This is a genomic window from Streptomyces sp. NPDC052301, assembly GCF_044593395.1.
Classification (GTDB): Bacteria; Actinomycetota; Actinomycetes; order Streptomycetales; family Streptomycetaceae; genus Streptomyces.
The window spans coordinates 310866-321635 of the sequence record NZ_JBIUBE010000004.1 but is presented as its reverse complement, the minus strand read 5'-3'; the positions used below and the strand labels follow the sequence as shown (position 1 = coordinate 321635).

The 10770-nt window shown below is 69.8% G+C and carries 10 protein-coding genes; 4 read left to right on the top strand and 6 right to left on the bottom strand.

Going from position 1 to position 10770, the window contains the following annotated elements:
* Positions 1 to 39: 39 nt before the first annotated feature.
* Entirely contained in the window at positions 40 to 660 is a 621-nt protein-coding gene (locus ACIHEJ_RS12435; protein ID WP_366017117.1) for a heme-copper oxidase subunit III, read from the bottom strand.
* A 166-nt stretch (positions 661 to 826) separates the two neighbouring features.
* Here ACIHEJ_RS12435 and ACIHEJ_RS12430 point away from each other — a divergent pair, with 166 nt between their 5' ends.
* Complete coding sequence (locus tag ACIHEJ_RS12430) at positions 827 to 1228, top strand: hypothetical protein (protein ID WP_400134596.1); 402 nt, start codon at positions 827 to 829, stop codon at positions 1226 to 1228.
* A gap of 77 nt (positions 1229 to 1305) precedes the next feature.
* Here ACIHEJ_RS12430 and ACIHEJ_RS12425 read toward each other — a convergent pair whose 3' ends face one another.
* The 4 genes from ACIHEJ_RS12425 to coxB form a co-directional block, all read right to left on the bottom strand.
* On the bottom strand, positions 1306 to 2565 hold the full coding sequence (locus tag ACIHEJ_RS12425) for an Ig-like domain-containing protein (RefSeq protein ID WP_400134594.1): 1260 nt from the start codon (positions 2563 to 2565) through the stop codon (positions 1306 to 1308).
* Positions 2566 to 2728: 163 nt separating this feature from the next.
* Positions 2729 to 3127, bottom strand: coding sequence for a cytochrome c oxidase subunit 4 (locus tag ACIHEJ_RS12420; RefSeq protein ID WP_366017114.1), 399 nt, complete (start codon positions 3125 to 3127; stop codon positions 2729 to 2731).
* A complete protein-coding gene (gene ctaD / locus ACIHEJ_RS12415) occupies positions 3124 to 4857 on the bottom strand; it encodes a cytochrome c oxidase subunit I (RefSeq protein WP_400134591.1) in 1734 nt (577 codons plus the stop codon). The genes ACIHEJ_RS12420 and ctaD overlap by 4 nt, the downstream gene beginning before the upstream one ends.
* Positions 4854 to 5813 (bottom strand): cytochrome c oxidase subunit II, encoded by a 960-nt coding sequence (gene coxB, locus ACIHEJ_RS12410; protein WP_400134589.1) that lies wholly within the window; start codon positions 5811 to 5813, stop codon positions 4854 to 4856. The genes ctaD and coxB overlap by 4 nt, the downstream gene beginning before the upstream one ends.
* 258 nt (positions 5814 to 6071) lie before the next feature.
* Here coxB and ACIHEJ_RS12405 point away from each other — a divergent pair, with 258 nt between their 5' ends.
* Positions 6072 to 7451, top strand: coding sequence for a cysteine desulfurase/sulfurtransferase TusA family protein (locus ACIHEJ_RS12405; protein ID WP_400134587.1), 1380 nt, complete (start codon positions 6072 to 6074; stop codon positions 7449 to 7451).
* Between the two features lie 130 nt (positions 7452 to 7581).
* On the opposite strand, the gene ACIHEJ_RS12400 is transcribed toward ACIHEJ_RS12405, so the two are convergent.
* Positions 7582 to 8556, bottom strand: coding sequence for a carbohydrate kinase family protein (locus ACIHEJ_RS12400; RefSeq protein WP_400134585.1), 975 nt, complete (start codon positions 8554 to 8556; stop codon positions 7582 to 7584).
* A 129-nt stretch (positions 8557 to 8685) separates the two neighbouring features.
* Here ACIHEJ_RS12400 and ACIHEJ_RS12395 point away from each other — a divergent pair, with 129 nt between their 5' ends.
* Complete coding sequence (locus ACIHEJ_RS12395) at positions 8686 to 8895, top strand: hypothetical protein (RefSeq protein WP_400134583.1); 210 nt, start codon at positions 8686 to 8688, stop codon at positions 8893 to 8895.
* Between the two features lie 101 nt (positions 8896 to 8996).
* Positions 8997 to 10709 (top strand): hypothetical protein, encoded by a 1713-nt coding sequence (locus ACIHEJ_RS12390; RefSeq protein WP_400134581.1) that lies wholly within the window; start codon positions 8997 to 8999, stop codon positions 10707 to 10709.
* The last annotated feature ends 61 nt before the right edge of the window (positions 10710 to 10770 follow it).

Here is a 10770-nt window from a genome sequence, read left to right as displayed (position 1 = left end):
TCTGCGTCGGTGCTTCTGGATGTGCGGGAGCGGTCCCCGCTACTTGATCAGGTAGATCGTGGCGAAGAGGCCGATCCAGACCACATCGACGAAGTGCCAGTAGTAGGACACGACGATGGCGGCGGTCGCCTGCTCGTGGGTGAACCTCTTCGCCGCGTAGGTGCGGCCGAGGACCAGCAGGAAGGCGATGAGACCGCCCGTCACGTGCAGGCCGTGGAAGCCGGTGGTCAGGTAGAACACCGAGCCGTACGGGTCGGAGGAGAGCGAGATGCCGTCCTCCTTCACCAGCGAGGTGTACTCGTAGATCTGACCGCCGATGAAGATCGCACCCATGATGAAGGTGAGGATGAACCAGCCACGGAGCTTCTTCACGTCCCCGCGCTCGGCGGCGAACACGCCGAGCTGACAGGTGAGCGAGGAGAGCACCAGGATCGTGGTGTTCGTCGCGGAGAAGGGCACATTGAGCGCATCGGCCATGTGCTTCCAGTGCGCCGGACCGGTCACCGAACGGAGGGTGAAGTACATCGCGAAGAGGGCCGCGAAGAACATCAGCTCGGAACTCAGCCAGATGATGGTTCCGACGCTGGTGAGGTTCGGCCGGTTGACCGACGGGTGCGCGTGCCCGGTTTCTACTGTCGTTGCTGTCGCCACGACCGACATTATGTCGGTCGCTTATCTCGCGCTCACTCCGGGGGGTGCCGTTCGGAGTGTTGCCACCCGCCGGACCCGTGTTGACGTGGTGTTCACGGGGACGACGACGGGAGTAGCATCCGCCCCAACGGCCCTGACCGTCCTGTCCGTACGACGCTGACGTCCCGGAGGAACAATGCAGCCGACCGCCACGGTGCTGGTCTACAGCGACGACTCCAACACACGGGAACAGGTCCGGCTGGCCGCCGGGCGCCGGCCCGCCCCGGACGTCCCTGTCGTGGAGTTCGTGGAGTGTGCGACGCCGGGCGCGGTGCTGCGCGAGCTGGACAAGGGGGGCATCGACGTCTGTGTGCTGGACGGCGAGGCCGTGCCCATGGGGGGCATGGGCGTGTGCCGGCAGATCAAGGACGAGGTGTTCAACTGTCCGCCGGTGCTGGTTCTCATGGGCCGCCCCCAGGACGCCTGGCTGGCCACGTGGAGCCGCTCCGACGCGGCTGTGACGCTGCCGGTGGATCCGGTGGAGTTCGCCTCCGCGTTGGCCACCCTGCTGCGGCAGAAGAGGCTCTTGAGCGCCTAGGGGTGCGCCGGGGCGCGGGGAGCGCGCACGGGCCGGTGGTGCCTGTGCGCACGGATCCCGGCGCCCCTGTGGGGCGCTCACACAGCCGTCGGCTGCAGGCGGCCCGCATCCGCCGGAGGCGGGCCGTCGGGGGTGCCCCCGTTCAGGGCCGAGCCCGTGCGCCACTTCGTCCAGTCCATGTTCCAGTCGCCGAAGCCGTTGCCGAAGGGCTCCATCGGGTCGCCGTTGGAGTTGACGACCTTGACGATGTCGCCCTCGTGGATGTGGTCGAAGAACCACTCGGCGTTGCCGGTGCTCATGCCCGTGCAGCCGTGGCTGACGTTGGCGTATCCCTGGGAGCCGACGGACCAGGGCGCGGCGTGGACGTACTCGCCCGACCAGGTGACCCGGGTGGCGTAGTAGACCGGGAGGTCGTACGAGTCCGAGCTGCCCTCGGCGATGCCGACGGTGACACCGCGCATCCGTACGAAGTACTGCTTCTCCAGGACGACCTTGACGCCGTTGCGGGTCTCGAAGCCGGGCTTGCCGGTGGTGACGGGGACCTGGTTGATCGCCTTGCCGTTCTGGTAGAAGGTCAGCTGGTGCGCCGAGGCGTCCGTGACGGCCTCGATCCTGTCACCGATGGTGATCTTCAGGGGCTTGGACTTTCCGCCCCACAGCCGGTCGCTGATCCTGACGCCGTCCAGGTTGCTGTGCACCTGGACGGTGGCGTGCGCGGGCCAGTAGTCCTTGGGACGGTAGTGGAGTTCCTTGTTGCTCACCCAGTACCAGGAGCCCTGGACGGCCGGCGTGGAGTCCACGCGCAGCGCGCGCTCCACGATGGCGCGCTGCGCCTTGTCCTTGATCTCCTGGTCGAGCTGGGCCGTGACGGGCTGTCCGACGCCGTACTGGCCCGCGTCCGGCCCGAACGTGACGTTCAGCCGCTTCTTGCTCGTGGGCTTGCTGGTGTCGAACACGAGGACCTTGCGACCGGGTGAACCGTCGTCGTCCTCGATGCTCACGGTGACCGTGTAATGGGCGTTGGCGGCCAGCGGGGCGGTGTTGTGCCATCTGCTGCCGTCGGCGGAGAGTTCGCCCGCCACATAGCGCCCTGTGGAGTCCTGGGCGGTGACGTCGGTGATCCGGCCGTCGTCGTCGGCGGTGATCTCCAGGGGCTTGTCCGGATCGGCCGGCTTCCCTGCTTCGGTGGGACCGTTGAACGAGATCTCGTCCGCCGCGTCGTACGGCTTGGCCGACAGGGGGTTGCCGTCCGAACCGCAGGCGGTGGCGCCCGCGCCGAGGGCGGCCACCAGCAGCGCACAGCTGACGGCGGTGCGGGTCCACGGAGAGTGATTCATACGATCACGCTATGAGGCGACGACCTGGCCGGCACGGCAGGTGACTCGTACGGGCGATGGACGTTGCGGCAAAGGGGGGACCCCTGCCGTCGTACGCCGGAAAAGACGGGAGCCCGGACTCTCCTGACGGAGGGTCCGGGCTCCCGGTGTGTGCTCTCGCGTGCTACTGGGTGCGGTTCTCACCGTGGTAGTACTCGAACACCCAGCCGAACAGACCGATCACGATGAACGGGGCGGAGAAGTAGATCAGCCACCAGCCGACCGCGATGCTGAGGAAGGCGATCGCACCGCCGAAGCCCAGCATGAGCGGCTGCCAGCTGTGCGGGCTGAAGAAGCCCAGCTCGCCCGCGTCGTCCGCGACGTCGGCCTCCTTGTCGTCCTGCGCACCTGCGTCGACCCGCCGGGCGGTGAAGCCCAGGTAGAAGCCGATCATGATGCACAGGCCGAAGGCCAGGAAGAGCGCCGTGGTGCCGGCCGGCTCCTTCGACCACACGCCGTACACGACGGCCATGATCAGGACGAAGAAGCTCAGCCAGATGAACATCCGGCCCTGGATCTTCACTTGCCGGCCTCCTTGGTGCCCGCGATGGCGGTGCCGTGACCGGCGTGCTCGAGCTGCTCGAGCGCGGCGATCTCGGGGTGGTGCAGGTCGAACGCCGGGGATTCACTGCGGATCCGCGGCAGGGTGACGAAGTTGTGCCGGGGCGGCGGGCAGGAGGTCGCCCACTCCAGCGAACGGCCGTAGCCCCACGGGTCGTCCACGTTGACCGGCTTGCCGTACTTGGCCGTCTTCCACACGTTGTAGAGGAACGGCAGGATCGACAGGCCGAGCAGGAAGGAGCTGATCGTCGAGATCGTGTTCAGGGCGGTGAAGCCGTCGGCCGCCAGGTAGTCGGCGTACCGGCGCGGCATGCCCTCGGCGCCCAGCCAGTGCTGGACCAGGAAGGTGCCGTGGAAGCCGACGAACAGCGTCCAGAACGTGATCTTGCCGAGGCGCTCGTCCAGCATCTTGCCCGTGAACTTCGGCCACCAGAAGTGGAAGCCGGAGAACATCGCGAAGACGACGGTGCCGAAGACCACGTAGTGGAAGTGCGCCACCACGAAGTAGGAGTCGGACACGTGGAAGTCCATCGGCGGCGAGGCCAGGATGACACCGGTCAGACCACCGAACGTGAAGGTGATCAGGAAGCCGACCGCCCAGAGCATCGGCGTCTCGAAGGACAGCGAGCCCTTCCACATGGTGCCGATCCAGTTGAAGAACTTCACACCGGTCGGCACCGCGATCAGGAACGTCATGAAGGAGAAGAACGGCAGCAGCACACCGCCGGTGACGTACATGTGGTGGGCCCACACCGTCACAGACAGGCCGGCGATCGCGATGGTCGCGGCGATCAGGCCCATGTAGCCGAACATCGGCTTGCGCGAGAAGACCGGGATGACCTCGGAGATGATGCCGAAGAACGGCAGCGCGATGATGTACACCTCTGGATGGCCGAAGAACCAGAAGAGGTGTTGCCACAGCAGTGCTCCGCCGTTGGCGGCGTCGAAGACGTGCGCTCCGAACTTACGGTCCGCCTCCAGGGCGAAGAGCGCGGCGGCCAGGACGGGGAAGGCGAGCAGGACCAGCACGGCGGTCAGCAGCACGTTCCACACGAAGATCGGCATGCGGAACATCGTCATGCCCGGGGCGCGCATGCAGATGATCGTGGTGATGAAGTTGACCGCGCCGAGGATGGTGCCGAAGCCGGAGAAGGCCAGACCCATGATCCACATGTCGGCGCCGATGCCCGGGCTGCGGACCGCGTCCGACAGCGGGGAGTAGGCGAACCAGCCGAAGTCGGCCGCACCCTGCGGGGTGAGGAAGCCGCCCACCGCGATGGTCGAGCCGAACAGGTAGAGCCAGTAGGCGAACATGTTCAGCCGCGGGAACGCCACGTCGGGCGCGCCGATCTGCAGCGGCATGATCCAGTTCGTGAAACCGGCGAACAGCGGCGTCGCGAACATCAGCAGCATGATCGTGCCGTGCATCGTGAACGCCTGGTTGAACTGCTCGTTCGACATGAACTGCAGGCCCGGACGGGCCAGCTCGGCGCGCATGAGCAGCGCCATCACGCCACCGATCAGGAAGAACGCGAACGACGTGACGAGGTACAGCGTTCCGATCGTCTTGTGGTCGGTGGTCGTCAGCCACTTCACCACGACGTTGCCGGGCTGCTTGCGCCTGACCGGCAGCTCGTCCTCGTACGAGTCCTCTGCTGCCGCGGCACCCTGGGGTTCGTTGAGGATGCTCACAGGTTGTTCGTCCTCTGGTTCTTCTCGTGGCTCGTCTGCGCGATGCCGGCCGGGATGTAACCGGTCTGCCCCTTCGCCGCGAGCTCCTTGAGGTGCTTCTCGTACGCTGCCGGAGAGACGACCTTCACGTTGAACAGCATCCGGGAGTGGTCGACGCCGCAGAGCTCGGCGCACTTGCCGAGGAAGGTGCCCTCGTGGTTCGGGGTCACCTGGAAGGCGTTGGTGTGGCCCGGGATGACGTCCTGCTTCATCAGGAACGGCACCACCCAGAAGGAGTGGATGACGTCACGAGAGGTCAGGACGAAGCGGACGGTCTTGCCCTTGGGGAGCCAGAGCGTCGGACCGGGGTTGCCCGTCTGCGGGTTCCGGGTGCCGGGGGTGCCGACGTCGTAGACACCGCCGGCGTTCGCCGGGAAGTCCTTCTTGAGCCCGTCCGGAATGGCGTTCAGGTTCGGGTCGGTCTTGGCATTGCCGGAGACACCGGGGACGTCCTCGACGTAGTTGAAGCCCCAGCTCCACTGGAAGCCGACCACGTTGACCGTGACGTCGGGCTTCTTGGAGGTGTCGAGGAGCTTCGACTCGTCCCGGGCCGTGAAGTAGAAGAGCACCGAGATGATGATGATCGGGACCACCGTGTACAGGGCCTCGATCGGCATGTTGTACCGGGTCTGCGGAGGTACCTCGACCTTGGTGCGGCTGCGCCGGTGGAACATGGCGCTCCACAGGATCAGGCCCCACACCAGCACGCCGACGGCGAGCGCGGCAGCCCAGGAGCCCTGCCACAGCGAGAGGATCCGCGGAGCCTCTTCGGTGGTGGGGGTGGGCATACCAAGGCGGGGGAAGTCCTTGTATGTGCAACCGGTTGCGGTCGCCAGGACCAGGCCCGCGGTCATTGCCTGCAGCAGCTTCCGCCGCATCGGGCGCCGCGGCGAGCGGTCGGAGCCGTTGGGACTCACGTAGCGCCTTCCCGAGAGTCTCGCCCGCGCGGTCGGCTGCGGCCTTCTCGCTGGTCGGTCGCCGCCCTGCGTCGGGCAGGGGTTTGGATGTTTATGCGGACCAAACCCTAGCCGACGCCCTCCGGGGGTTCGCGGGGAGGGGGGCCTACTAACTCGGGTGGTTCGCTGGATTGGCGGCTGCGGGCCTTTCGTGGCTGGTCGCGCCGCTCCTCGCGCCCCTTCGGGGCGCTCCCCTGACCGGCGGTTTAGCGTTGCCGTATGGGCTACTTCGATGCTGCTTCCGCCGTTCCCCTCCATCCCGTCGCTCATCAGGCGTTGTTGGCCTCTTTGGATGAAGGATGGGCCGATCCCGCCCGGCTCCACCGCGAGGGGCGGAAGGCGCGGATGCTGCTCGACGCGGCGCGGGAGGCTGCCGCGGAGGCGGTCGGGTGCCGGGCGGACGAGGTGGTGTTCACGACGTCCGGGACGCGGGCCGTCCATACCGGTGTCGCGGGGGCGTCGGCCGGAAGGCGCCGGGTCGGACGCCACCTGATCGTGTCAGCCGTCGAACACTCCTCCGTACTCCATTCGGCGGAGGCGTTCGAGGAGGACGGGGGAACGGTGACCCGGGTGCCGGTGGACCGGGCGGGCCGGGTGGACCCGTCGGGCTATGCGGCCGCTCTTCGCCCCGACACCGCACTCGCCTGTCTGCAGTCGGCCAACCACGAAGTGGGCACCGTGCAGCCGGTGGCCGAGGTGGCCGAGGTGTGCCGGGCCGCCGGGGTGCCCCTGCTGGTGGACGCGGCGCAGTCGCTGGGCTGGGGGCCGGTGGAGGGCGCCTGGTCGCTGCTCGCGGCCAGTGCGCACAAGTGGGGCGGGCCTTCGGGGACCGGGCTGCTCGTCGTACGCAAGGGGGTCCGGTTCGCCGCCCGGGGCCCGGTGGACGAGCGGGAGTCGGGGCGGGCGCCCGGCTTCGAGAACATCCCGGCGATCGTGGCGGCCGTGGCCTCGCTGCGCGCGGTACGGGCCGAGGCCGCCCAGGAGGCGGCCCGGCTGCGGGAGCTGACGGAGCGGATCCGGACGCGGGTGCCGCAACTGGTGCCGGACGTGGAGGTGGTGGGCGACGCGGAACGGCGGCTGCCGGGGATCGTCACCTTCTCCTGTCTCTATGTCGACGGGGAGGCGCTCCTGCACGAGCTGGACCGGGCCGGGTTCTCGGTGTCGTCCGGCTCCTCCTGCACGAGCAGCACGCTGACGCCCAGCCATGTGCTGAGGGCGATGGGGGTGCTGAGCGAGGGCAACGTGCGGGTCTCGCTGCCGATGGGCACGGCCGAGGAGGACGTGGAGCGGTTCCTGGAGCTGCTGCCGGGGGTGGTGGCCGGGGTGCGGGAGAAGCTGGGGGCACCGGCCGCTCCCGCGACGGCCGTGCGGGAGGAGGAGCTGGTCGTGGACTCCCTCGGCAAGCGCTGCCCGATCCCCGTCATCGAGCTGGCCAAGGTCATCGGGCAGGTGCCGGTGGGAGGCCGGGTGCGGGTCCTGTCCGACGACGAGGCGGCCCGGCTGGACATCCCGGCGTGGTGCGAGATGCGGGGGCAGGAGTACGTCGGGGAGGAGCCGGCGGAGAGGGGTACGGCGTACCTGGTACGCCGGGTCTCCTGACAGCAGGGGGGAGCGCCCCTCGGGGGCGCGGGGCGGAGCCGATGCACGGCTCCGCCGCGTGGGCTCGGCCCGCCCCCACGCGCCCGCGATTCGGCCACGGCGAACGCGTGGCGGACGAGTGGACGCAGCCTCAGCCCAGGTGCTTGCGCACTTCCTGCCCGGCGTCGTCCCCGTACGCCTTCACGAACCGCTCCATGAAGTGCGCCCGCTGCAGCCGGTACTCCTGCGTCCCCACGGTCTCGATGACGAGCGTCGCCAGCATGCAGCCCACCTGCGCCGCACGCTCCAGCGAGACGCCCCAGGCCAGTCCGGACAGGAACCCGGCGCGGAAGGCGTCGCCGACGCCCGTGGGGTCGGCCTTGCGCTGCTCCTCGGCACAGCCGACCTCGATCGGGTCCTCGCCGACGCGCTCGATGCGCACGCCCCGCGCGCCCAGCGTGGTGACGCGGTGGCCGACCCGGGAGAGGATCTCGGCGTCGCTCCAGCCGGTCTTGGACTCGATGAGGCCCTTCTCGTACTCGTTGGAGAAGAGGTACGTCGCCCCGTCGAGCAGGACCCGGATCTCCTCGCCCTCCATACGGGCGATCTGCTGGGAGAAGTCCGCGGCGAAGGGAATGCCCCGGGTCCGGCACTCCTCCGTGTGACGCAGCATCGCCTCCGGGTCGTCGGCGCCGATGAGGACCAGGTCGAGGCCGTCCACGCGGTCCGCGACGGTCTTCAGCTCGATCTGCCGGGCCTCGCTCATCGCGCCGGTGTAGAAGGAGCCGATCTGGTTGTGGTCGGCGTCGGTGGTGCACACGAAGCGGGCGGTGTGCAGGGTCTCGGAGATCCGGACCGACTCGGTGTCGACGCCGTGCCGGTCGAGCCAGGCCCGGTACTCGTCGAAGTCGAAGCCGGCGGCGCCGACCAGGATGGGCCGGGTGCCGAGCTGACCCATGCCGAAGGCGATGTTCGCGCCCACCCCGCCCCGGCGCACGTCCAGGTTGTCCACCAGGAAGGAGAGCGAGACCGTGTGCAGCTGGTCCGCGACGAACTGGTCGGCGAAACGGCCGGGGAAGGTCATGAGGTGGTCGGTGGCGATGGAGCCGGTGACTGCGATGCGCACGTCGGCATTCTCCTGCGGGAGGCTGGATTGACAGTTCACGCTACCCGCTCAGGGGCTGGTGCTGTAGTTGGCGAAACTACCCGATAGTAGATCTTTCTTCGCGGCCCCGGGCATGCCTACGGTGCCCTCATGACGAACCTCAAGGTCCACTCCTCCGTCCCGGCCGACCTCGAGGGCGGCCTCGCCGAGCTGCGCGGTGACTGTGCCCGGATGGCGCCGCACTGGGCGGTTCCCGAGCACCGCGCGTCGCGGCCGGTGCCGCCGTCGCTCATCCACGGGGTGAGCGTGCCAGTGCGGTCTGCACGACTGCTGGACGCGATGTCCGACTACGGCGACTGACGTACGGGGCGCGTTCCAGGGAACCGCGCGCTCCTCTCCCGCGTCCCATCGCCGTCCCCCACGCAGGGGATGCGGGATACGACCCAGCGAGGAGCGATGCGGTGAACACCGAGCGGCCTGAGAACTCCGGGAATGCGGAGGGTCCCGAGGTTTCCGAGGAGCGTGCGGCCGACGCGGTCGCCGCCGAGCCGGAGACCCGGGGCGGGGAGCCGGACGCACCGGAGGCCGGTGGCAGGGAGCCGGGCGCGCCGGAGGCCGGTGCGGAGGAGCCGGACGCACCGGAGGCCGGTGGCGGAGAGCCGGACGCACCGGAGGCCGGTGGCAGGGAGCCGGGCGCGCCGGAGGCCGGTGCGGAGGAGCCCGGCGAGCCGGAGACCGGTGGCGATGAGCCCGGCGAGCGGGCCGGCCGGCGTCGCTCCCGTGCCGTCGTCGTCGCCGTCGCCGCGGCCGTGCTGCTGGTCGGCGGCGGGGGTGCGTATCTCGCCGCGAGCAGTGACACGGGCGGTCGTACGAGCCCGGGCGCGTCCGGCAGGGGCACCACGCCTCCCCCGCTCGCCCTGGACGGCTGGACGGGGTCGAACGGCGTCGCGCCCGGTGAGCCGGACCCGTACGGCGCCCGGTACGTGACCCGGGGAGAGCTCCCGGACGGGCCCGGTTCGGCGCCGGTGTACGGGCCGGGCGCCGAGGTCGGCCGGGATCAGGTGGCCCGGCTGGCGAAGGCGCTCGGGGTGGACGGGGCGCCGGCGGCCGAGGGGCGCGTCTGGCGGGTCGGCGGCAAGGACGGCACCGGGCCGAGTCTGCAGGTGAACCGGGACGCGCCGGGCAGCTGGACCTTCAGCCGGTACGCGCCCGGCACCGACAACTGCCGGAAGGTGACCGTCTGCGGACAGGATCCGGGCGCTCCGTCCGGCGAGCCGGTGAGCGTGGCGGCGGCCGAGAAGGCTGCGGCACCGGTGCTGAAGGCGGCCGGGCTGGACGACGCGAAGATCGACGCGAGCCGGGTCATGGGCGCGCAACGGGTGGTCGACGCCGACCCGGTGGTGGGCGGGCTGCCGACGTACGGCTGGACGACCGGCCTGACCGTCGACAGGCGGGGCGAGCTGGTCGGCGGGCACGGGATGCTCGGGGCGCCGGTGAAGGGGGCCACGTACCCGGTGCTCGGCGCACGGAAGACGCTGGACCTGATGAACGCGGCGCCGAAGGGCGACCACCGGATGGGGATCGGCGGCTGTGCCAGCGCGGTGCCGCTGAAGGACCGGCTGGAGCAGCCGTGCGGTGCGTCCACGGGGGCACCGAAGCAGCCGGCGGCGGACACGGTCACGGTGGAGAAGGCGGTGTTCGGGCTGGCCGCGCACTCGGTCGGCGGACGGCAGACGCTGGTGCCGTCCTGGCTGTTCGACGTGCGGGGATCCGAGGCGCGGGGTTCCTTCACGGTGACGTATCCGGCGGTCGACCCGGAGTACCTGCCGTCGGCGTCGGCGGCGCCCTCCACGTCACCGAAGGCGCCTGGGACCAAGAACGTGGAGGTGAGCGGCTACAGGGCCGACGGCCGGGTGCTGACCGTGAGCTTCTTCGGCGGGGTGTGCGCGGACTACACGGTGGCGGCGCGGGAGAGCGGCGAGAAGGTGACGGTCACGGTCACCGAGCATCCCTGGCCGGACAAGGTGTGCGTGCTGATGGCCAAGGAGTACGTGAAGACCGTGCGGTTGGCCACGCCGCTGGACGGGCGGACGGTGGTCGGCGCCGACGGCGGCCGTGTTCCCCGGGCCGAGCCGGGCGCGTTGCGGCCGGACACGTCGGCCCGGAACCGCTGACGTACGACGAAGGCGGCGGCCCCCCGGTGCGGGGGGCCGCCGCCTTCTTCCGTCCGTCAGG